Origin of the sequence: Clostridium manihotivorum (genome assembly GCF_004015185.1) — a bacterium.
GTDB lineage: Bacteria > Bacillota > Clostridia > Clostridiales > Clostridiaceae > Clostridium_AR > Clostridium_AR manihotivorum.
Window position 1 is genome coordinate 1,091,840 of the sequence record NZ_CP025746.1, and the last position, 23,217, is coordinate 1,115,056.

A 23,217-nucleotide genomic window follows, 5' to 3' on the forward strand; every position below is an offset into this window, starting at 1 on the left:
AATTAGGCAGTAGGTTTTAGTTCATGAAGATGTTTTTGAGTTCTTCCATTTTGTATTTTTGAATGTAATTTATTAATGTTATAGCCAATACAAAGTAAAATAAATTCAGTTTTAACACTAATTTTTCCACGTGTTAAAAATCTATTGAATTCATAATCACTTTTAAGAACGCCAAATGCTCCTTCGACCTGAATAGATCTATTCATTCTTAATTTAGTTCCAAATTCAGTTGTAATATTTCTATAAGATACTTCACGCTTTTCAACAAAAGTTTTTGACACTTGCATCTTTCTATTTCCTTTTGCTTTCGTGCACTTCGATTTATGAACGCAGTTTTCACAGCTTTCACACTCATAAATAGTAACTTCTGATTTGTATCCACTGGCGGATCTTCTATGAGTAATCGAAGTAGGGAGTAACTTTCTATTGTTATTGCAGACATAAAAATCTGATTCGGCATCATATTTCATATTTTCTCTCTTGCTTATATCATTTTTAAAACTTCTTTTTTTCCATTTCTCATAAGTTTGAGGCTTTATGTATGGAATCTGATTATTGGATTCTAAAAACAAATAATTCTCTTCGCTTTCATAACCAGAATCTGCAATTACATTATGATATTTATGACCAGTTTTCTCTTCCATATTATTAAGCATAGGTATTAATGTTGATATGTCATTTCTATCATCAAATATTCCGACGCCGGTTACGTATTCACTTTCGACTCCGATTTGTACATTATATGCCGGTTTTAATTGTCCATTTCTCATATGATCGTCTTTCATTTGCATGAAAGTTGCGTCTGGATCAGTTTTAGAATAACTATTTCTATTTGAAAATATAGTTTTGCTGAAATTATATTTTTCTTGTCTCTCTTTATATTCCGATAGTTGTTCTGTCCATTTCTGAATTTTAGTTTTTCTTTTACCTATCCCGTAAACAAATTCTATGTTTCTATTCTCTTTTTCATGTAAAAGCCATTGAAGTATTTTATCAATATCAACTATCAATGTTTCTTTTTCGATACTAAATTCTTTCAGTTCCTCAAGGTTGATATTTTTAACAAGAGTAAGAATTTTATCAAACATTTTCTCTTCATTCTTGTAAATAGCTTTCTTCCAAACAAAAGTATATCTATTGGCATTCGCTTCGATCTTAGTACCATCAATAAATACATTTTCAAATAATATTTCATTATGATTAGCTAAATAATTAACTTGCTGATAAAATAAATCTTCAATCACTTCGTCTGATAGATACTCTTTACGAAATCTACTAATTGTAGTATGATCAGGTGCTTTGCATCCTTTTAATAGCCACCTGAAATTTATATCTCTTTTACATGATTTCTCTATTTTTCTGCTTGAATATATATTTTGAGAATAAGCATAAGATATTATTTTGAACATGATTTTTGGTTCCACTGCCGGTTTTCTTCCGAAGGAAGAGTACGCCTTATACAACTTTCTATAATTTAATCCCTCCAATACATGGCTTAGCAAGCGGACTGAATCATCTTCAGGTATCAAGTTTTCTAAGTTTAATGGTAATACAAGTTGAAAATCATCATTAAACTCGGTATAATTTTTATTGTATGATTTAGTTAGTAGCATAATTTAATTATACAATTAATGTGAGTTCTTCGGAATTCACATTTTTTTATTTCGGCAAAAAAATTGGCTGCTACCAAACTAACTATGTTAGTTTTGCAACAGCCCCATTTTCATTTATGCTATATTTAAAGCTTGTTTATGTAATGTACTTTAACGGCACTAGAATATGAAGGTGGTCAAATATGCCTTGTTGGAATTACATGAACTTTTTAACAGAAAAGAAAAATTAGATTCGTACGATAATAGTACTATGCGTTTAGAAAAAATACGAAATTTAATAAGGAAATTAAATACATTAAAAAAAGTTTAATGTTAATAGACATAATTTTTCATATGCATTATAATTATTATTGATATTATGAAATTAATGTCAAAAAATAAATAAAATTGTCTTATAGGAAGGAGGCTTTGTGTTCTGATATGAAAAAAATGAAAAGTAGTAGAGTAAAGCGTATGGTTTTTATTATTTTCTTAATTGTAATATTCATATACAACATAAGTCTATCTTCTAATAGTACCTTTATAAAAGCAGAGCAACAGCCCAAAAATATTTTGTTAATCAATTCCTATGATAGTACATATACCTGGACATTACTACAAACAAATGGTATTTTAGAAACCTTTAAGACTTCTTATCCAAATTCTAAGATATATGTAGAATATATAGATTGGAAGAACAACCCCTATAGTGAAAATTTAGACAAGTTTAAAGACATCATTAAGTATAAATATTCCAATAAGAAAATAGATTTGGTTATGACAACTGATGATGCTGCACTAAACTTTTCTATAAAAAATAGAAGTGAGATTTTTGGAGATATTCCAATAGTATTTTCAGGAGTTTATGAAGAAACAATACCGGAAATAATTAAGGAATCCAATAATACATATGGAGTAATAGAAAAAATAGATGTAGAGGACACAATAAAAGCTGCATTAAATATATATCCAATTGCAAATAAGATATACGTGGTTCATGACAATACAGAGTCAGGGACAGCATCCTTTAAAGAAGTTAAAAGTGCAGTGAGTAAGTTAGGAATTAATATAAATTTAGATTCTATTAACAATATTGATTTATATGACTTTAATACAGCCTTGCCGAATATTGATAAAAACAGCATCATTTTAATGACCACTTATGCTAGAGACAGCACAGGTAGAACAGTTCAGCATGAAGAGGTAGCATACTACCTAAGTAAAAGGATAGAAGTTCCTATATTTACTGTTTATGAAACAGGACTTAATCATGGAGCCCTTGGCGGTAGTGTACTAAGTGGTGAGAGGCATGGGAGGAGCGCTGCTGAGATTGCAATTAAGATCATAAATGGAGAAAAAATCAGTAAGAATATATTAGGAGCTAAGGGATCAGTTAGAGGTATTTATGATAATCAAGTAATGAAAAAGTTTGGTATAGGTTTGGATAAGATACCTAGGGGAAGTGAGGTAATAAATAAGGATTTCTCTTTTTATGCTTCATATAAACATCTAGTATGGATAATAACAGGAATCATTAGTTTATTGATTATATTCATAGTAATCTTAATGAGAAACGTAGTAAGAAGGAAAAAAGCTGAAAATAAATTAATAGAAAGTAATTATCAATTATCTGAGATATACGAAGAGTTGTCAGCTTCAGATGAGGAGCTTAGAGATCAATATATTAAGTTAGAGGAAAGTCGAGATCTTATACAGAAGAATGAAGAAATGTATAGAATTATCTTTGAAACCGCTAACGATGGTCTTTGGGAGATTGACTTAGAAACTGGTGAAAGATATTTCTCAGATAGATGGCATGAGATTTTTGGACTTACTAGAAGTGAAGTCAAAACCATGGAAGATTGGTTTAGTATAGTTCATCCAGAAGATGTTTTAGTAGCTCGGGGTGTTATATATGATATTATTTCTGGAGCTTTAGAAAGCTTTTCCTGTGATTATAGGATAACAAGTAAGGATGGAGACTATAAGTGGATTCATGCTATTGGAAAAGTAATAAGAGATAATCATGGAAGATCATTTAAGTTAGTGGGATCTCATTCGGATATACACGAGAGAAAGCTTCAGGAAGAGCAAATCAGACAAATGGCATTCTTTGATTCACTTACAGGGTTGCCTAATAGGGTAGAAATCGCTAATAACTTTGATAATTTAGTGAAGAATAATAATAAAAACATAGCTGTGATATTTATGGATATAGATAATTTTAAAAATATTAATGATTCCTTTGGTCATACAGTTGGAGACGATCTGCTTATCGAAGTATCGAAAAGAATTAAAAACTTTACTAGAGATAGAGGAATAGTAGCCAGACTAGGAGGAGATGAGTTTTTAATATTATTACCTAATATAGACGATAAGGGGGTTAATGAGTATATTAGTAATTTATCTAATAGACTAGAGGCTAAGATAATAATAAATGGAATAAAAGTTATAGCTTCAGCAAGTTTTGGAGCTGCAGTTTATCCAAGAGATGGAGAGAATTTTGAGGATCTTCTGAAGAATTCTGACACTGCCATGTACAAGTCTAAGGAAGTTGGTAAAAGGACCTTTACTTTTTTTGAAAAATGGATGAATGATAATATATTAGAAATGGTTATAATGGAAAATCAATTAAGAACTGCTTTAGAAAAAGATGAATTTATATTACATTATCAACCAAAGATTTCACTTAAGGATTCAAGGATTGAAGGCTTTGAAGCTTTGATAAGGTGGAATAGTGAGTTATTAGGTTTTGTTTCTCCATTAAAGTTCATCTCTTTGGCAGAAAAGACAGGTTTAATCATAGAAATAGGACAATGGGTTTTAGAGAAATCCTGTGAATTTATTGAGAAAATACATAGCTTAGGCTACAAGGATATAAGTGTTTCGGTAAATGTATCAGTAGTACAATTGCTACAGGATGACTTTATATCTATGGTGGAGGATGTTATTTCTAAGTATGATATCCAATCTAAATTTATAAACTTGGAAATTACTGAGTCTATACTTATGGAGTCAATAGATAAAAATATTTCTAAATTAAATAAGCTTAAAGAAAAATCTATAAGTATATCTCTAGATGACTTTGGAAAGGGATACTCTTCACTTACTTATTTAAAAGATATGCCTTTTGATGTTTTGAAGATAGACAAGGTGTTTATAGATGAGCTAAATGCAGAGAGTATAAGTAGCTCAAATGAAAGCATAGTAGGGATAATAATACAACTAGCTCATCATATGGGACTAAAGGTTGTTGCTGAAGGCGTGGAAACAGAAGAGCAGTATCTATATTTGTCTAAGCAACACTGTGATATTGTCCAAGGTTATTTTATATCAAAGCCTTTACCAGAAAACCAAATAGCAGACCTGTTAAAAAGGTATAATGCTATAAATTAAAAATAAACCGAGTATTGCTTTTACTATAGGTTAAGATAATTGCTAATGAACATGATCATTAGCAATTTTTTACTGTTAATGGAATCATATTTTTTTTGTTATCTAAGCCTACGAATATTAAGGGTAGACAGTAAAAAAGTAGGAGCATGCCACCTGCCAGAATTTGCCTATATACGTTCAGGAAGGGCAGATGTGCAAAAAAGTAACTAAAGAAAATCGATTTAGCAATTTTTTTACCGTCTAGGAAGCGATAATAATATAAAATACAGTGCAAACATGTGTTCTTTTTGATATAATAGTTATATTGTCTAATTTATATAGAGCCTTTTCAGATGGAGGGATTATTTTTGGATAGCAGAATAATTCATGTTGATATGGATGCCTTTTTTGCATCAGTAGAGATATTGGATAATCCAAGATTAAAGGGTAAGCCGGTTATAGTGGGAGGAACTTCTAATAGGGGTGTGGTAGCAACATGCTCTTATGAAGCCAGACGTTTTGGAGTAAAAAGTGCAATGCCTATCTTTATGGCCAAGGAACTATGTCCAAATGCTGTTTTTCTTAAACCTAGATTTGGCAGATATAAGGATATATCAAATAATATATTCAACATTTTTCGCAGCATAACTCCTTACATAGAGCCATTAAGTATTGATGAAGCCTACTTGGATGTAAGTCATATAAAACAAGATCCTGTGGATATAGCTAATAATATAAAAAATAGGGTTAGAAATGAGATAGGATTAACACTATCTGTTGGTATATCCTATAATAAGTTTTTGGCTAAACTTGCTTCGGATTGGAATAAACCTAATGGATTAAAAATAATAAATAAAGATATGGTTCCAAAGATTTTGTTTCCATTACCGATAAATAAGATATACGGACTTGGATCAAAGTCAGTTAAGAAGCTTAATAATATAGGAATATTTACCGTTGAGGAACTGTATAGGCTTCCAGAGGATATATTTGTCGAGTATTTTGGTAAGTTTGGTCATGAAATTTATGATAGAATAAGAGGTATAGACAACAGAAAGGTTATAACATCCAGAGAAAGAAAGTCTATTGGGAAGGAAACTACTTTGAGAACTGATACTAATGACTTTATTGAACTTAAAGAGTATATTAAAGAGTTTTCTAGCGAGATAAGTTCTATTCTCAAAAATAGAAACTTTAGTGCAAGGACTATTACGTTAAAAATTAAGACAGCCTCATTTATGAATCATACTAAGAGTAGAACATTGAATATATATATAAATGAAGAAAAAGACTTGTATAAAGAAGCACTAGATATATTAGAAGGTATGGAATTAGAAGAAAAGATAAGATTGATAGGATTATCAGTTTCATCTTTGAAAGAAGGGACTATAGAACAAATGTCTTTTTGGAGTAAATAAGTTTGTAGAGTCTATAAATATTAAATAATGGCGATAATTATTATAGGAGATATGGATTTTACAAGGATAAGTTTCTTGGGAAGGGGATTATTATATATGGAACACAATTTAAATATACAAAACGGAGCTTTATTTCATAGTGACTCAATTAAGATAGAGGCTTCACCATTTGAAGTTTTATCTAGTTTCGGTGTAAGTGAAGATGATGTTGTGGCAGATATTGGATGTGGAAAGGGTAATTTTACTATACCCTTAGGAAAGTTAATCAGTAAAAACAAAATCTATGCTCTAGATGTATCTGAAAAGATGCTAGATGAAGTAGATAAAAGGGCTATGTTTAGCGAACTAAATAATATTATAACTATAAAAACTGATGATGATAATCTTAAATTGGAGTCGGCTTCAATTAACTTTGCATTATTATGTGATGTTATTCAAGAAGTACAAGATAAAAAAGTTTTCTTAGCTGAGGTAGGTAGGATATTAAAGGCTAATGGAAAGCTAGCTTTCTTCAATCATTCAATGGAATGCGAAGAGCATCAAGTAAAGACGAGAGATTTGATTTCTATAGATAGCGCTAAGGATCTACTAGCTAAAGCTGGTTTTAACATAGAGAAGATTTATAATTTTAGCCAGTCAACCTATGGAATATTAGCAGTAAAAATGTAATCTTAATAAATACTTAGATGAATAGAACTTTATCACATACGGATAAAAAATCACATATAAAAAATCGCTAACATAAATACAGTTAGCGATTTTTTATATTATTTCAATTCTATAAAACCTTATTATTTATAACTTACGAAGAATTCCATTACGTTTGAATTTTGATCGTAACTATAAGAGAAGCCCTTGGAGCTATTTATGTTCTTCAATTCTGGGTGTTTAGAGATAACATCCACTAAAGCACTAGGAGAAAATGTATTAGTGTCATAATTGCTTGTCTTACATATTATAGTGGTTTTACTTTTTGCAAGTCCATCATATATGATACTGTAAAAATCATTCTTGTTGTTAGCTAATAGATTATTAACTTTAAAATAGTTTGCAGCAGTGCTTGTAGCTGCAGGATAGTTGTTTCTATTCCAGCTATGATCTCTTGATATCTGACTATCAGTTATATTAAAGTAATTATAGCTTAAAAGGTTACCTGAGGATGATATAGGATCATCAAAGGTTGAATCTAATTGATAATAAGCACCGTTTATATTAACAAGATTCCAAGCGTGAGGCACTCCATTAGCAGTACCGGTAACTATCTTAGTTGACACACCAGCTGCATTTAATAGTCTATACATAGCCTCAGAGTACCCTTGGCATACAGCAACCTTCTTAAAGAAAACGCCGTAAGCGGTAAAGGAATCATCAGGTAATGTGTTGGCTTCAAGGTTTTTAGAATCATATACTGTATTGTTTACAACATAGTCATGCAAGGCTACTTCTTTTTGAAAATCATTCATTCCTTGTTTTATCACGGAACTGACAACAGATTGGACCTTTGAATTAACCGCTGCTATCTGAGACATAAAGCCATCCTTGCCAGCTTTATAGTTAAAGTGCAGAACTACAATGTTTCCAGTGGTATTATACTGAACATTTGATAAATAGCCAGCATATCCGGTTTCACTAGCTACTCTTAATGCGTAATCTGATATATCCTCATTGATTGAAAGCTTTGATAAATCTACAGATATATCAGTTCCAGTTTCAATGCTTTTCTTTATTGCTTCATATAAAGAAGATTCAGATGACACATTGGCTTTAGTGGCATTACTTGTCTTTATACTTGTAGATTTACTTGATGTTACTGACTTGACTGCAGAAGCTCCACTATTTTTTTCACCAGAAGCTTGAGAATTTGAATTTTTTCCATTAGAACTAGTGTTACTGCTTTTTGACGAAGTAGTAGAAGATGAAGTTCCAGTAGGAGGTTCATATTTTATTACATTAGGCTCACTGCTAACAGGAGTACTGGTTACCACCGCTTCTACTTTAGTACAACCAGACAATGCTACGCTTAGAGTTATTATAGCGCAAATCATAAGAGAAAGTTTTTTTGTATTCATAAACAGCTCACCCCTTCAATTTCTATAAATATTTCTTCTTTTTAAAAAATAGGTACTCTATTAATGCTATGGCAATAGCTATTAAAAAAGCTAAAGCAAGACCGAATTTATTTGATAGCAAAGGCATATTCTCAAAATTCATTCCAAATACTCCGGTAATGATTGTCAATGGTAAAGTGAATATAGTTATAAAGGTTAAAAGTTCCATGGTTTTATTCATCTTATTTCCGGAAATAGAATTATATATGTCGATACAGGAGTATATGGAGCTTTCAACATTTTCTACTATTTGTAATGCATGGTCAAAGGAGAAGAAAACTTTATTATACATAATCTGATCAGACAGCTCGTCCTCTAGATAGTTGACCATTGATTTATAGTAAGTGGTATACCTTTTTATAAGAGAAACTATTTTTTTCTTTTTAAGAATTTGTTCCATTTCTATAACCTTATCAGAAATAGCATTTTCGAATAAATCCTCTATGGTTTCATTAAGTCTCATAAGCTTGTCCATATAAGTGAAAGATAAATATTCAAATAAGTGAAGCAATAAGGACTTTGAGTTCACAGTAGTATCTGTGGTTAATTTTTCTTTTAAAAACTCGATGCAAGATTTATCCTTTAGGTTTACTATTAAGGTATCTTTATATAAAATAGCTTCTATTATATATTTACTATGGGTATTTAAGTAGGGGATACTTAGAAGTATTGTGTTTTTATCTTTGTGAACAATATCTCTAGTTACTGTGATTGAAGTATTTTTATGAGGAGTCTTAAAAAAACTCTCATTTTTATCTTGTGATATATATAAGATTATATCTGAATTCATATCCTTAAGATTATCTATGGATGTGTTACCTACAGAATGTCCATCTTTATAAAATATATAAGCCACAATGCGCCTCCGAAAATATAATATTACTTTCTATAAAGAGATTAAAGAAGTCTCTTTATAGATATAGATGTATCACTTTGAAATAAAATATATATTTCGAAACTTCTCTCAGAACCCAGCGAAGTTTTGAGAATAACTTAGGATACAGATGATACATCTTTAATTATAAGATAAATAATGAAAGGTAACAACTATGATTATTATGGTAGATAAGGAGGACAATATCTGTGAGTAAAAGATGTAAAATTTTCTAAAAGCTAAAAATGCCCTCACACAGTTCATCTAAATTAGAACTATGCGAAGGGCAACAAATGCATATGTATTATTTTAAGCTAGTTTTGGAAGTTTTTCTGCAAATTTGTAAAAGTCTTCATAACTTCCTTTGTGATCAGCCTTAGCTTCATCGGCAGATCTTTGCAATAAGTTATCAGTTATTAAGTAGGTCTCTATGCCGATATTCCCAGCAACCATATCTTCTTCAACATCATTACCTACCATAATGCAATCTCCAGGACTTTTTCCTAGATCTTTCAATATTTCTTCATAGAACTTAACTTGTGGTTTACAGTAGTGGTTCTTTTCATATGAAGATATGTATACAAAGTCATCAACATTAAGTCCAGCCCAGCTTATTCTATGTAGTATAGCTTTTAGAGGAAACAGTGGGTTAGTTGCTATAACAAGTTGGTAGCCTTTTTCCTTTAATAGGGCTACACTCTTTTTTATATGTTCATTTTCATAAACTGCCTTTTTTGCATTTAAGAATCCAGAATCGTAAAAGCTATAAAATCTTTCTTTATAAATATTTATATCTGTATCTATTCTAGTAGCAAAGTCTTCTAAGAATACTTCTTCATTGGTTTTGAAATCAAGACTTTTTACCATAGCTTCAGTGGAAGCCCATATGTTTTTCGCTAAGGTTTTTCCATCAATAAGATCGGAAAGGTAAATGGCCATTTCTGTAAAATATATTTTTGTGAATTCATCTGTATCCATAGGTAGTAAAGTACCATCTAAATCAAATAATATAGTGTTCATATAATTCTCCTGTCATAAATAAAGTCTAATAAATATTATAAATTAATAATTATGATTGTACAATATTGTAGGGAACCTTTATGTAACAACATGTTTTTTGAAAAAACAAATTCACAATAGTTGTTAACATGTTACTATAAGTGCTGTAATTGTTTACCCAATATAATTTTAATTATAGAATTATATCAAAGGGAGTGGTGATTGTGATATACGATAAATTAAGTAAATTTCCCGAAAACTTTCTTTGGGGATCAGCTTCAGCAGCATATCAGGTAGAAGGTGCGTGGGATGAAGACGGAAAAGGTCCATCAGTATGGGACATATATACTAAGATACCAGGTACAACATACATGGGCACTAATGGTGATGTGGCAGTAGATCATTATCACAGATATAAAGAAGACGTTGCTTTAATGAAAGAAATGGGACTAAAAGCATATAGATTTTCTATTGCATGGAGTAGAATATATCCAAATGGAAAAGGCGAAGTAAACCAAGAAGGTTTAAAATTTTACGATAATCTTATAAATGAATTAATTGCAAATAATATAGAGCCAGTAGTTACAATATATCATTGGGATGTACCTCAGGCTTTAATGGATGCTTACGGTGCTTGGGAGTCTAGAGAAATTATAAATGATTTTAATGAATATTGTATAACTTTATTTAAGGCTTTTGGAGATAGAGTTAAGCATTGGGTTACATTGAATGAGCAGAATGTATTTATAGGTCTTGGCTATGGTTCAGCACTTCACCCACCAGGAGTAAAGGATCAAAAAAGACTTTATGAAGCAAATCATATAGCATTCTTAGCAAATGCAAAAGCTATACAATCTTTTAGAAAGTATGTTCCTAATGGAAAAATAGGGCCAAGCTTTGCTTATTCGCCAGCATATCCAGCTAGTTGTAAACCAGAAGATATATTGGCTTTTGAGAACTATGAGGAATTAAATAATTATTGGTGGATGGATGTTTATGTAAGAGGTGAATATCCTGCAATAGCCTTTAAGTATTTACAAAGCAAAGGGTTAGCTCCAACCATAAAGGATGGAGATATAGAACTTTTAAAAGCAGGTACTCCTGATTTTATGGGAGTTAATTACTACAGAACCACTACAGTAGAAGCCAATCCGCTTGATGGGGTAGGCGAAGGTAAAATGAATACTTCTGGTAAGAAGGGAAGTACTCAAGACAGTGGTATCCCAGGGGTGTTTAAGACTAAAAGAAATGAGCATCTTGAAGCTACTAACTGGGACTGGGAGATTGATCCTGAAGGCTTAAGAGTTGCACTTAGAAGAATTTCAAATAGATACGGGCTTCCTGTGTTAATAACTGAAAATGGACTAGGTGAATTTGATAAGCTAGAAGAAAATGATGTTGTGAATGATGATTATAGAATAGATTATTTAGAAGCTCATGTTAAGGCTTGCAAGGAAGCAATAACTGATGGTGTAAATCTTATAGGTTATTGTACATGGTCCTTCACAGATCTTTTGAGCTGGTTAAATGGATATCAGAAGCGTTACGGTTTCGTTTATGTAAATAAAGATGAAACTGGTGACAAGGATTTAAGAAGAATTAAGAAGAAGAGTTACTATTGGTATAAAGATATTATAGCTACCAACGGTGATGATTTATAAAAAGCAAACCCTTATAGTTAATATATAATAAGTTCCACTTTATAGATAGCTTAATATATTAAGCTATCTATAAAACAGTACCTATTGCTGTATTTTAGAAGTATTAGCTTCTTTGATATAGTAGTAGGTACATTTTTATTTTCGCTGTGTTTGAAAGTACTATTGAAATTAAGTGGTTAGGAAGGAGATACTATATGAGAGAGCAATTAGCGCAAGCTTATTAAAGTATCGGGAGACTGACCATTTAAATACAACCTGGTACTTTAAAAGCATATTTATTTTTATCCTATTATAAAGTAACAAACTTATATTAACGATTCATATAATATATAAGAAAAATTTTATGTTTGATATTTATACGAGCTATAACTACTTATTTGAATTATGAGCGAGGTTTAGAAAGACTAGCTATGCTAAAATCAGTAGTAGGCTTAAAAGGTAAATTATTAGACAATTCTAAGAATTTTTCGAATTTGAAAGAATTTTTTTGCTATGATATCATTATAGCTATAATGTTTTAGGAGGTATTTAATATATGGACCCGAGCCCGTATAGTAGTAGTATTTTGTTTCAATTAATATTAATAGTTATTTTAACACTAGTAAATGCTTTTTTCTCATCTGCAGAAATGGCAATAGTTTCCTTGAATAAGAATAGGATTAAAAACCTTGCTGACAAAGGAAATAAGAAAGCCATATCTCTAATCAGACTTTTAGACGAACCGAGTAACTTTTTAGCAACTATACAAGTTGGTATAACTCTTGCGAGCTTTTTTGCCAGTGCTTCAGCTGCTACTGGAATAAGCAGTCACTTTTCCACATTTTTAGATAAGTTTAATATACCTTATAGCAGCCAGATTTCTTTAGTTGTTATAACTATATTACTATCATACTTTACACTGGTATTTGGAGAATTGTTTCCAAAGAGAATTGCTCTTCAGAATTCTGAGGGGATAGCGATGTTCTCAGTTATGCCTATTTTGTTTGTTTCAAAGGTAACTAGTCCTTTTATAAAGTTCCTTTCAGGATCTACTAATTTGCTTTTGAGACTAGTTGGAATTGATGATAAGAATTTAGAAGAAAAGGTTTCTAAGGAAGAAATAAAGTCACTGGTTCAAGTTGGACAAGAGCATGGTGTTATAAATGAAACTGAAAAAGAAATGATAGAAAGTATAATTGAGTTTGATGATAAGTTAGCTAAAGAAGTAATGACTCCAAGAACAGAGGTATTTTTATTAAACATAAATACTCCAATAAGAGAGATATCATCAAAACTGTTAAACGAAAACTTCTCTAGAGTCCCTGTTTATGAAGACGATATTGACAATATAATAGGGATATTATATATGAAGGATTTCTTCTTTCAGGCCAATAAAACTGGTATTGATAAGATCAATTTAAGAAGCATACTAAGAGCTCCTTATTTTGTTCCTGAAACAAAGAATATAGATACTCTTTTTAAGGAACTTCAAGACTCTAAGAATCATATGGCTATCCTTATAGACGAATACGGTGGATTCTCAGGAATAGTTTCTATTGAAGACCTGATTGAAGAGGTAATGGGTAATATCTTTGATGAGTATGATGACAATGATAATGAAAGTGAAATTAAGAAGTTAGATAATAACACTTATTTAATAGATGGTCTTTTATCCATAAATGATGTTAATGATCATCTCCATTTGGATATAGAAACTGATAACTTTGATACTATAGGTGGTTTCCTTGTAAGTATGATAGGTAAAATTCCTAGAAGTGAAGAGGAAAAGATTGTAGAGTATAAGAATGTTATGTTTAAGGTTGAAGAAGTTGGAGATAAGAGAATAAAGAAAATAAGGGCGTGTATGTCCAGATAAAAAAACAGCTAGGAGTATTTACTCTTAGCTGTTTTTTTGCTGCCAGATTTTCCTCATATACTTTTTACATGGTTAAAAGTGTATTAGAACATAATATATATATTAACTTGATAAATCTGTAGAAAGGAGCTTGTTGGCGTCTCATAAAAAATGAATTTAATTAAGAATAATATTTATATAGTTCTATGAGAATTTGTCAGCAGTATTTATATGAAGAAGTTTTTGTCGGTGATAATAGCCTTAATGATTATTATTTTGTCCATATGGAAGTTTGGTTATATCGTAAGGAATAAGTTATCTACATATAAGGAAGAAGATATCAGTTTTGTTTCTAAAGTAGATTCTAAGAATTTTTATATTTATGATATTGGAAAGTGGAAGAAGCAGTTTGTTAAAGGGGTAAATATAGGTGCGGCAAAACCAGGAACTTTTCCAGGGGAACTTGCTATAACTAAGGAAGAATATAAGAGATGGTTCAAGTATATAGGAGAAATGAATGCTGATTATGTAAGAGTATATACTACTTTAAAACCAAGTTTTTACGAAGCACTTTATGAATATAATAGGGAGTCGATTAAGCCTATTTATCTATTTCAAGGCCTTTGGATAAATGAAGAGAATATATCTAAAATAAAGAATGCTGAAGATAGTAAGATAAAGCTTCAGGCAAAGGAGGATATAAAGGCTTTAATAGATATAATCCATGGAAAGGCAGAGCTTCCTGAGAAAAGAGGATATGCCAGTGGAGTATATAAGAAAGACGTATCTTCATATGTTGCAGGTTGGATACTTGGTATAGAGTGGGATCCTGATTTTGTTATAAATACTGATGAAATTAATACTAAAGGTAGCAGCTATGAAGGTAAATACTTATATACAAAGGGAGCATCACCTTTTGAAAAGTTTCTTTGTGAGATAGGGGATTATGCTATAGATTATGAAACCGCAAACTATAAGATGCAAAGGCCTACAAGCTTTACTAATTGGGTTACTACAGATATGTTAGCTCACCCAAATGAACCACTTCCAAAAGAAGATAAGGTTTCTGTTAATACGGAGCATATAAAAAGGAAGGAAGCCTTTAAGCCTGGGTTATTTGCTTCCTATCATATATATCCTTATTATCCTGATCTTATGAACTATCAGCATGATTATGCTAATTATAAAGATCCAGACGGAAAAACCAATACTTATAGAGCTTATTTGAAGGATCTTATAAAAAAGCATACGGTTCCAGTATTAGTAGCAGAGTTTGGCATACCAGCTTCCAGAGGATCGGCACACGTCAATATACATATGGGGTTTAATCAAGGAGATGTGGATGAGAAGAGTCAAGGAGAAATGAATAAGTTCATGCTGCAGAACATATACGATGAAGGATATATGGGTGGCTTAGTTTTTACTTGGCAGGATGAATGGTTTAAGAGGACTTGGAATACCATGGATTTAGACATACCGGAAAGAAGAGCATATTGGTCTAATCCACAGACAAATGAGCAAGAATTTGGTGTTTTAGCTTTCGATCCTGGGAAGAAAGACAGTGTATGTTACGTTGATGGGGACCCAAAGGAGTGGGAAGACAGTAAGCTTTTAGCGAAAGGGAATGACTTTAGCTTATACGCCAAGCAGGATGAAAAATATTTATATCTATATGCTAAGATAGATAACTTCAATATAGATAAAGATAAGTTTCTAATTCCTATAGATGTAACTGACAATTCTGGAAGCTACACTATGAAAGATACGCAGGTAAAGTTTCAAAGGCCTGTAGACTTTATAGTATATATAGATGGTAAAAGCAATTCAAGGGTCTTAGTCCATAGCTACTATGACGCTTTTTACTACCTATATGCTAAGCAGTTAAATATGATTGAGAGAAACTTAGAATATGAAAAGAAACAAAATAATATCTTCAACCCAATATATTTATGTCTTAATAAAGAGTTGTTTTTGCCTCAGGATAAGATTACACTACCGCTATCAAAATACGAAACTGGAAGACTAACCTTCGGAGACGGCAACCCAAAGCATGATAAGTACAATTCTTTAACAGATTTTAATGTTAACGGAGATAATATAGAAATAAGGATTCCATGGCAGCTTATAAACTTTATGGATCCTTCGACTAAGAAAGTAATGAATGACCTTTATGTAAATGGAATTAGTCCTAAGGCGGTAAATGGTATTTATATAGGTGGTATACATATAGCCAATAATAAAAATATAAGTAGCAATGAAATGGGATACTTTAGCTGGAACAATTGGAATATTCCAAGTTATCACGAAAGGCTGAAGCCTTCTTACTACATACTTAAGGATGCATTCAAATACATAGACCAGCTAATAATAGTCAAGTAAATTTATAAAAAAATATTTTTCGAAAAAAAGGGTATAGCAAACAAACCGTTTTAAAACACGAACGGTTACAAAAATTGGAATATAGTTAAGCGACCTTGTTTAAAGAATTATTTTCTAAAAACATTTGTTTATGTATTTTAGGATCTCTTTGCTCAAACGGAGTTTGATTTCGGAGAACAGCAAAAATATAATTTATAATCTTATGCATTATAGCTATTAAGGCGATTTTAGGCTTTTTACCTTTCATATTTATTTGATAATAGTCTAATAGAACTTTGTTTATAGGAATTCCATTACGATTGTTACGAATAGATGCTAATGCAACAGCATATAATGCTCTTCGACCGAAACGAGTTCCTCTTTTGAAATTTTTTATTATCGCCCTTAAAGTTACCTGACTCATTAACTGAACTATCAATACCAAAGAAAGCAACAAGGTGTTTTGGTTTAAGAAAGCCATCAATATCACCTATTTCAGCTATTAAGGTAATAGCTGTTAAGCGTCCTATACACCGGAATTGAATCAATTAAGTTAATATTATCTCTAATTGAATTAGGAAATGTTTCAGAATTTATAAACGTATTAATTTGCTCTAATATAGTATTTATTTCTGATTCAATAGTCTTTATTAAAGTTATAGTACTATCTATTTTGACGGCTAAACCGTCTAACGGTAAGCCAATGATTTTAGCTTCTTTAGCAGCATTAGTCAATTTAGAATATATATTTTCGGCCCATGCAATGCCTTTTTTAGAGTTGGTAAGGAAAATTGTAATTATATCTTCCTTAGGTGCATCTAAAATTGATTGTGGCGTTGGATATTGACTTAAAAGCTCAAGTGAACTTTTAGAGTTAGAATTTGAAAATATAGTATTATATCCAGGAAAAATAACTCTTAAATCAGCAGATAATTTTTTCTTAAAAGTAGAGCAAGTATCTGTAAGTTTATAATATTCTCTTACAAGATTTTTCAGAAGGAAAACATCAAGATCAAGCTTTTGAGATAGCTTAATATTTTGAAATTTTCCTATTGTTGCAATAGATAAAGAGTCTTTTTTATCATTTTTCACTTTTCTTATGTCTCCATTTTTGTTAGACTTAGTAACGAGTGGATTGATAACAAATGTGTTATCAAAATTATTATTAAGATAGTGGAAAAGAGATAAGTGGTACACACCAGTGGACTCCATGAAAATTGCCGTTTTCATGTTAAACTCTTCTTCCACTTTTTTTATTTCATTAACTAAGTGGTCGAAACCATTGAGGTCATGTTTTATCTTAAAGGGTTTCTTATGGATATCACCATTCGGAGCGAGTATCGCAACATATGAAAAATCAGCTGAAACATCAATTCCTACTACAGGACTATAAAAAAATTTAGACATTGTATATATCTCCTTTTAATTAAATTTTAGAGATAGAATAGAACTTCCACTCTATCAGATAGCTTATAACCTTGTTTGTGACACGGGTAATTCCAGAATGGAAACCCAACCAGCTAAACATAGAATTCTACCTGATGGAACGATACGCTAATTTACGGGTATAGGTTCTAAAAGACCTCCCAGGAGGGGTACATCTATCTTCTATTCAGGAGTATTATACTAAACTATATTAAATTTGGTTAGATTCCTTTTGGAATTTAAATAAAAAACTATTTAAGATATGAAATGCATAATCCCTATCGGGGCGTAGGCAAAGTAATAAATAAGAATATTAAAAATAATAAGAAGTGTAATGTTCGTTAGAAAGATAAATAGTTTTCTATCAAATGTTACAACTAGATTATACAAGGAGGACAGTAATTTGAAAAATAAATCACTTTTATTAGAACATAAGGTAGTTGAAGATAGTAAAGGAAACATACTAATTGTAGATGATGATATTTCATTGACCTCTATAATGATTAGTAGATATAAAAATAAGAAATATTCAGTTTCAGTTGCACAAAATGGCAATGATGCATTAGTTTTCATGAAGTACACAAAATTTGATTTAATGATAATTGACTATTATATGGACACTATGTATGCAGATGAATTTATAAAAAAAGCTAAAAAGATAGATAATAATATAAAGATAATAGTATTGCTTGGGCAAAAAGGGGAAGAACATGAGGTGAATCTTATGGATATAGGAGCTGATGAAATCCTAAAAAAGCCATTTTCACCAAAGACAATGGATGAGTTAATAAAAAAGTATATAAAAGAATGATGGTGTATAGATGGAGCAGTATATATATTATTCTATAATCCTTTTCAGCATAATAGTTGAATTTTTATATGTATATATAATAATTGAAAAAGCTATAGAAAGGTTAACTAAGAAAAGAAAATCAAGGTATGAGAAGCAGCTTATTCCAGAAATTGATTCTGTGATAAATGAATTAATTGATAAGTCAGAGGTTACAAACCCGGATATAACGCAAGTAAGACTAAAGAAAATACTAAGAAGCAGGCTTAGACGGGATATCGTTGAAGAGAGAATAGTCTACTATTTGGAAAACTTTAAAGGTGAGTTTAGGGAGGTTCTTATTAAGTTTTGCGAAGATTATGGAATAGTAGACCAGGAGATAAAACAGTTAAATAGCAGAAATATATATAAGATAGCACTTACCTGCAAACAATTAGGTGAAATAAGGAGTAAAAAAGCAATCCCCTACTTGCTAGAACAGATGCCATCGTCAATTCAGGATATAAAATATAATGCCCTGCTAGCGTTAGCCAAGATAGGAGAGGAAGAAAGTTTTATAAAAGCTTTTACTCAAATAGATGGATCTATACTGCTTAGTGAGAGAAGCATTATAGAAATAATAGATAGCTTTGAAGGTGAAAAAACTAAGATATATTCAAAAATGATACATGCGGAGGATGAGTTTATTAGTTCGTTATTCATTAAGTCTGCAGGTAACTCTCTAGAATATTCTCTAGTGGAACAAATAGCTAGCTATCTTGGTAATGAATCTAAAGAAAGAAGAATAGCAGCTATAAAGGCTTTAGGAAATTTAAAAGATATAAGATACTTAGAAAAAATAACAAATCTCTTAAATGATGATAGCTGGGAGGTTAGAGCTTTGGCTGCAAAAACCTTAGGCAGATATGGGCAAAGTAGCGTTATACCGAATTTACTAGAGAAATTGTCAGATAGACAGTGGTTTGTAAGGTTTAATTCAGCTGTAGCTATATTAAAGTTAGATAAAGAGCTTAAATATGTGGATAAAGTTTTCGAAGGTGAGGATAAGTTTGCAAAAGATATAATAATATCAGCTATGGAGGACCTAGATTTAATTTCAAAGATAGTTTATGAAGGTGATATTGGTAGCGAACATGAAAATAAATTGTCTAAGCTCATAAGGGACTATATTGAAAATGGTGGTGAAACAGAAAATGATTGATATTTTGAGGAGAATTATTTTAGCGTTTAACCACTTCATTTTATACTACGTGCTTATAATAAACGGTATATATTTTATTCAATTGATAATGTCAAGCTTCAATCTATATGATTATATAAGAAAAATGAGATATTCTAACCACAAGAAGTATACCGAATCTGACAACATGATTCCTATTTCGGTATTAGTACCAGCTTATAATGAGCAGGAAACTATAGTTGATAACATAAGATCGCTTTTAACTCTGAACTATCCTACATTTGAGATTGTTGTAATAAATGATGGATCTAAAGATGAAACCTTACAAAGAGTAATAGAAGGATTTAACCTGAGAAAGGTATATCAGCCTGTAAGGTATAGAGTAAATACAAATAAAATTAAGGCTATATATAAAAATATAGATATACCTAAGCTGGTGGTTGTAGATAAGGAAAACGGAGGTAAGGCAGATGCTTTGAATGCAGGAATAAACGTATCTAGATATCCTGTATTTGCTTCTATCGATGCTGATTCAATCCTTGAGAGTGATTCTTTAGTTAGAGTTATAATGCCTTTTGTAGAGGATAAACTTACTGTAGCTGTAGGAGGAATAGTAAGAATAGCTAATGGAAGCATAATAAATAATGGAAAGATAAAAGATATAAGGCTACCTAAAAATAAAGTTGCTATGTTCCAGATTGTAGAGTATTTGAGGGCTTTCTTAACTGGAAGAATGGGATGGGATGCTATAGATGCTTTGCTTATAATATCTGGAGCTTTCGGAGCGTTTAAGAAAGAAAATGTAATTGAGGTTGGAGGGTATACAGTTAAAACCATAGGAGAAGATATGGAACTGGTAGTAAAGCTTCATAGAGCTATGAGAGAGAGAAAAATAAAATATAGAATAAAGTTTATTCCAGATCCAGTATGTTGGACTCAGGCTCCTGAGAAGTTCAAAGACTTAAGAGTTCAAAGAAGAAGATGGCAGATAGGTTTAATGGATAGTCTGTTTAAAAATAAAAGAATATTATTCAATCCTAGATATGGAAAGATAGGAGTTTTAGCTGCTCCTTACTTTTGGATATTTGAGATGATTGGGCCAGTTATAGAGGTTATAGGGTATATCTTTATTCCCTTATCATATATTTTTGGACTGCTCAATGTTAGGTACTTTATTTTATTTCTAGCCGCTTCCATATTGTATGGAGTAATACTTTCTATAGGAGCTATATTACTAGAGGAGTACACCTTTAATAAGTATCCGTCCATATGGCAGCTTATAAAGCTAACCTTTTACGGAGTTATAGAAAACTTTGGTTATAGGCAAATGACTACCTTGTATAGGTTAGAGGGTATATTAAAGTTTAATAAGCTTAAGGGAAGCTGGGGGAGTATTAAAAGAAAAAAGTTTCAAGGCTAGTAGATATACTGCTTTGAAACTTTTTCTTTGCTAAAACTTATTAACTTATATTCAAAAGAGGCAGGTGTTGAAAAATCTACAAAGAATATATAGACTTTGTAGGTATACTAATTAATTACCTCACTTCTTATCTTCTCTAAATCAACGTTATCAAAGTCATTAACAGCCTTTATTACACCATAAATTGTATAGTTTCTCTGAATAAAGTAAGTTTCTTCTTTATCAAATTTCATATCCAAAGTTCCTTTTCCATTGGTGATAGTAAAGCTATTAACTTTTGTATTTTTAGTGGATTCTATTATGTCGTACTGCCCGTCAGAATCTTTCATATTTTTTAAATCAAGAGTTACTTTAGCCTCAAGGCCATTTTTAAATACCCATACTAAAGGATCGAAGTCGTTTGAATTTGTATTAACAGTGATGCTTTGGTTAATTCCATTAAGTTTTGCCTTTACAACTATCTTATCTGTAGGAACTTGTGATATAGGAACACCATATAGAGTTGGCTCCTGTGCAGCACCTCCAGAAGGTCCACAGCAACTCCCTCCTGCAGCAGAAGAAGCACCTTGGTCCGCTTGAGCTTTAGATACATCTTCTTTAGATACACTGTCAATATTATCTACTACCTTTATTTTTCCTGATATCATACCCATCCAGCAGCTATAGTCTATGTCTTTATCTGATGGTGTAAATTCAACTATGTTTTCTCCAGCTTTAAGCTTTTTACTTATATTAAGGCTTGGAAAAACTATCTCATTATTACAAGAAGTTATTTGCTTGCCATCTATTATGAGCTTTGCAGGTACATTTTTTTGTAGGAAAACCACATTTGGTGTATAGCCTTTACCATCAGCCGTCAAGTTAATTAACTGTTTGCCATCTGCCATTTTTGCTTTATTGTCATCAGACATTTTTACATTAGAACTTAGAGTTCTAGAATTTATAAAAGACATAGGGGATATATTAATGCCCATTAGTGTAAAGCCTCTATTTGCCATTATGAAGCCAAGCAATATTACAACTACACCACTAACCTTTAATAGCTTCTTAGTGTTAGAACTATTGATAAAGCTTGCTGCTACACCAAATACAAGCATTAATGGGATGGTTCCTAAAGCAAAGATAAACATTGAAGTTGCTCCTCTAAAAGCACTTCCTGTAGCTAGTGCATATAGCTGCATTGTTTGAAGAGGTCCGCAAGGCATTAATCCATTAATTAAACCTACGATTAATGGTTTACCAGAAGTTAGTTTTTTTGTGTTACAGCTTGACCATGGGAGCTTAATATTTATTCCTCTAAAGAATTTAAAGCCAGCTAAGTTAAAGCCCATTATGACCATAAATACTCCAGCAATTATGGATATTAAAGCCTGTGTACCAATGGTTATTGAGAACACTGAACCTATAGCCCCTACAATACCACCGAGAATTGTATAGGATATTAATCTACCTGCATTGTACAGTAAAGCGGGTTTAAGGTTTGAATACTTGTTTGTATTTTTTATTGAAATGCTTTGGGAGAGCATTATTCCACCACACATTCCAACACAGTGAATAGAGGTAAATGCACCTATTACAAATAGCATAATATATGTAGTATTTGTACCAAGCTTAGAGCTCATATCAAATCCGATAGAGTTTTGGCCAAACCTTATAAATACAAAAGCTATTAATATAATTGCGAGGATTGGTAATATTTCTTTTTTATTGGCATTACTTTTTAAGTTAGAGTTTGAAGAGATATCACCAACTACATTGTAGCCTGCTGCTTCTATAGTAGAGCATATTTTCCCATAGGAGCATTTTTCGTTATCGAATCTTACATAAACCGATGAGTTTTTAAAGCTAGCTCTAGCTTCTATTACGCCAGTTAGTTCTTTTAATGAATTAGATATTCTATTTTCACAAGAAGTACAAGTCATGTCTTTAACACTAAGGTTAATAACCTTAATAGCCATTGGTATCACCCCTTAAAAATTTATTGCGAATTAGTAGATGCGTGATTCTATAAATAAAATTTAGCTTAAAAGTACCGCATCCTTAATAATCATATCCATTTTATATGAAGTTAGTATGAAGATAAAAACATTATGATGTTATATTTTTGAACAGATATGTATATAGACTACATTATCAATTTAACATTTAAACTGCATTTCTTATGTTTTAATATGAAGAATTTA

At 31.2% G+C, this 23,217-nt stretch carries 14 protein-coding genes and 1 pseudogene; 9 read left to right on the forward strand and 6 right to left on the reverse strand.

Features of this window, described 5'->3' with window-relative positions; translation table 11 throughout:
• Positions 1 to 2: 2 nt before the first annotated feature.
• The gene (locus C1I91_RS04840) at positions 3 to 1,613 is read right to left on the reverse strand and encodes an IS1182 family transposase (RefSeq protein WP_128210696.1); all 1,611 of its coding nucleotides are present in this window, start codon (positions 1,611 to 1,613) and stop codon (positions 3 to 5) included.
• A 420-nt stretch (positions 1,614 to 2,033) separates the two neighbouring features.
• Here C1I91_RS04840 and C1I91_RS04845 point away from each other — a divergent pair, with 420 nt between their 5' ends.
• The 3 genes from C1I91_RS04845 (at position 2,034) to C1I91_RS04855 (ending at position 7,054) form a co-directional block, all read left to right on the forward strand.
• Positions 2,034 to 4,988 carry an EAL domain-containing protein gene (locus C1I91_RS04845; protein ID WP_128211637.1) on the forward strand — a complete coding sequence of 985 codons (2,955 nt, stop codon included), beginning with the start codon at positions 2,034 to 2,036 and terminating at the stop codon, positions 4,986 to 4,988.
• Positions 4,989 to 5,335: 347 nt separating this feature from the next.
• Positions 5,336 to 6,385, forward strand: a complete 1,050-nt coding sequence (locus C1I91_RS04850) for a DNA polymerase IV (protein ID WP_128211639.1) — start codon at positions 5,336 to 5,338, stop codon at positions 6,383 to 6,385.
• A gap of 96 nt (positions 6,386 to 6,481) precedes the next feature.
• Positions 6,482 to 7,054: a class I SAM-dependent methyltransferase gene (locus tag C1I91_RS04855; RefSeq protein WP_164880441.1), complete on the forward strand. Its 573-nt coding sequence runs from the start codon at positions 6,482 to 6,484 to the stop codon at positions 7,052 to 7,054.
• Between the two features lie 122 nt (positions 7,055 to 7,176).
• On the opposite strand, the gene C1I91_RS04860 is transcribed toward C1I91_RS04855, so the two are convergent.
• The 3 genes from C1I91_RS04860 to C1I91_RS04870 all read right to left on the reverse strand — a co-directional run bounded on the left by C1I91_RS04860 (position 7,177) and on the right by C1I91_RS04870 (position 10,387).
• Entirely contained in the window at positions 7,177 to 8,454 is a 1,278-nt protein-coding gene (locus tag C1I91_RS04860) for a transglutaminase domain-containing protein (RefSeq protein ID WP_128211643.1), read from the reverse strand.
• 22 nt (positions 8,455 to 8,476) lie between these two features.
• Positions 8,477 to 9,349: a magnesium transporter CorA family protein gene (locus C1I91_RS04865; RefSeq protein WP_128211645.1), complete on the reverse strand. Its 873-nt coding sequence runs from the start codon at positions 9,347 to 9,349 to the stop codon at positions 8,477 to 8,479.
• A gap of 327 nt (positions 9,350 to 9,676) precedes the next feature.
• A complete protein-coding gene (locus C1I91_RS04870) occupies positions 9,677 to 10,387 on the reverse strand; it encodes an HAD family hydrolase (protein ID WP_128211647.1) in 711 nt (236 codons plus the stop codon).
• Between the two features lie 203 nt (positions 10,388 to 10,590).
• On the opposite strand from C1I91_RS04870, the gene C1I91_RS04875 reads away from it, so the two are divergent.
• The 3 genes from C1I91_RS04875 (at position 10,591) to C1I91_RS04885 (ending at position 16,240) form a co-directional block, all read left to right on the forward strand.
• Positions 10,591 to 12,027 carry a glycoside hydrolase family 1 protein gene (locus C1I91_RS04875; protein ID WP_128211649.1) on the forward strand — a complete coding sequence of 479 codons (1,437 nt, stop codon included), beginning with the start codon at positions 10,591 to 10,593 and terminating at the stop codon, positions 12,025 to 12,027.
• A 535-nt stretch (positions 12,028 to 12,562) separates the two neighbouring features.
• A complete protein-coding gene (locus tag C1I91_RS04880; RefSeq protein WP_128211651.1) occupies positions 12,563 to 13,882 on the forward strand; it encodes a hemolysin family protein in 1,320 nt (439 codons plus the stop codon).
• 210 nt (positions 13,883 to 14,092) lie between these two features.
• Entirely contained in the window at positions 14,093 to 16,240 is a 2,148-nt protein-coding gene (locus C1I91_RS04885; RefSeq protein WP_128211653.1) for a family 2 glycosyl transferase, read from the forward strand.
• An 85-nt stretch (positions 16,241 to 16,325) separates the two neighbouring features.
• Here the strand turns inward: C1I91_RS04885 and C1I91_RS04890 are convergent.
• A pseudogene (locus tag C1I91_RS04890) lies at positions 16,326 to 17,626 on the reverse strand (IS110 family RNA-guided transposase).
• Positions 17,627 to 18,047: 421 nt separating this feature from the next.
• On the opposite strand from C1I91_RS04890, the gene C1I91_RS04895 reads away from it, so the two are divergent.
• The 3 genes from C1I91_RS04895 to C1I91_RS04905 are packed head-to-tail and all read left to right on the forward strand — an operon-like array spanning position 18,048 to position 21,034.
• On the forward strand, positions 18,048 to 18,455 hold the full coding sequence (locus C1I91_RS04895; RefSeq protein ID WP_164880442.1) for a response regulator: 408 nt from the start codon (positions 18,048 to 18,050) through the stop codon (positions 18,453 to 18,455).
• Between the two features lie 10 nt (positions 18,456 to 18,465).
• Positions 18,466 to 19,635, forward strand: a complete 1,170-nt coding sequence (locus C1I91_RS04900) for a HEAT repeat domain-containing protein (RefSeq protein ID WP_128211657.1) — start codon at positions 18,466 to 18,468, stop codon at positions 19,633 to 19,635.
• On the forward strand, positions 19,628 to 21,034 hold the full coding sequence (locus C1I91_RS04905; protein ID WP_128211659.1) for a glycosyltransferase family 2 protein: 1,407 nt from the start codon (positions 19,628 to 19,630) through the stop codon (positions 21,032 to 21,034). Before C1I91_RS04900 ends, C1I91_RS04905 begins: the two co-directional genes overlap by 8 nt.
• Before the next feature lie 107 nt (positions 21,035 to 21,141).
• Here C1I91_RS04905 and C1I91_RS04910 read toward each other — a convergent pair whose 3' ends face one another.
• Entirely contained in the window at positions 21,142 to 22,992 is a 1,851-nt protein-coding gene (locus tag C1I91_RS04910; RefSeq protein ID WP_128211661.1) for an urease accessory protein UreH domain-containing protein, read from the reverse strand.
• Positions 22,993 to 23,217 lie beyond the last annotated feature (225 nt).

Bases quoted from the DNA above. Each gene is read 5' to 3' on its own strand.
- C1I91_RS04900 (WP_128211657.1), top strand. From the start codon at position 18,466: ATGGAGCAGTATATATATTATTCTATAATCCTTTTCAGCATAATAGTT.
- C1I91_RS04840 (WP_128210696.1), bottom strand. From the start codon at position 1,613: ATGCTACTAACTAAATCATACAATAAAAATTATACCGAGTTTAATGAT.
- C1I91_RS04870 (WP_128211647.1), bottom strand. From the start codon at position 10,387: ATGAACACTATATTATTTGATTTAGATGGTACTTTACTACCTATGGAT.
- C1I91_RS04885 (WP_128211653.1), top strand. From the start codon at position 14,093: ATGAAGAAGTTTTTGTCGGTGATAATAGCCTTAATGATTATTATTTTG.
- C1I91_RS04910 (WP_128211661.1), bottom strand. From the start codon at position 22,992: ATGGCTATTAAGGTTATTAACCTTAGTGTTAAAGACATGACTTGTACT.
- C1I91_RS04845 (WP_128211637.1), top strand. From the start codon at position 2,034: ATGAAAAAAATGAAAAGTAGTAGAGTAAAGCGTATGGTTTTTATTATT.
- C1I91_RS04880 (WP_128211651.1), top strand. From the start codon at position 12,563: ATGGACCCGAGCCCGTATAGTAGTAGTATTTTGTTTCAATTAATATTA.
- C1I91_RS04860 (WP_128211643.1), bottom strand. From the start codon at position 8,454: ATGAATACAAAAAAACTTTCTCTTATGATTTGCGCTATAATAACTCTA.
- C1I91_RS04905 (WP_128211659.1), top strand. From the start codon at position 19,628: ATGATTGATATTTTGAGGAGAATTATTTTAGCGTTTAACCACTTCATT.
- C1I91_RS04855 (WP_164880441.1), top strand. From the start codon at position 6,482: ATGGAACACAATTTAAATATACAAAACGGAGCTTTATTTCATAGTGAC.